Annotated in this window: 1 pseudogene; it reads right to left on the bottom strand. The window is 38.2% G+C overall.

The window, feature by feature from the left end:
- Positions 1-309, bottom strand: a pseudogene (locus CWB75_RS18940) (hypothetical protein); the annotation flags it as partial.

Here is a 309-nt window from a genome sequence, read left to right as displayed (position 1 = left end):
CCTTTTATTGATTTCGGTAGCGTAAGCCTCCGTAAGCGTAGTTTTATCGCTCTTTACAACAGCTATGTAACTTTCGGGCAAGTCATTTTTTGGCATATCCCCTGCACCAACGGATACGTTTCTAAAACAGCTATCACCTCGTCGATAAGTGGTAAATTGCAATTTTTGCTGCTCTAATTTTAATAGTGACTTTACCTTGCCTGCATGCTCTTTAGAAACTGTTATACGCTTTTTCTGAGGTTCACTATTTGCAGTATCAGAATAGCAAGTTTGTTGCTGTAAAATACTGATGAGTCCTTTGTTTAAATC

The organism is Pseudoalteromonas sp. S1608 (assembly GCF_005887265.1).
In the GTDB taxonomy this organism is placed as follows: domain Bacteria; phylum Pseudomonadota; class Gammaproteobacteria; order Enterobacterales; family Alteromonadaceae; genus Pseudoalteromonas; species Pseudoalteromonas undina.
This window is presented reverse-complemented; position numbering and strand designations above follow the sequence as displayed.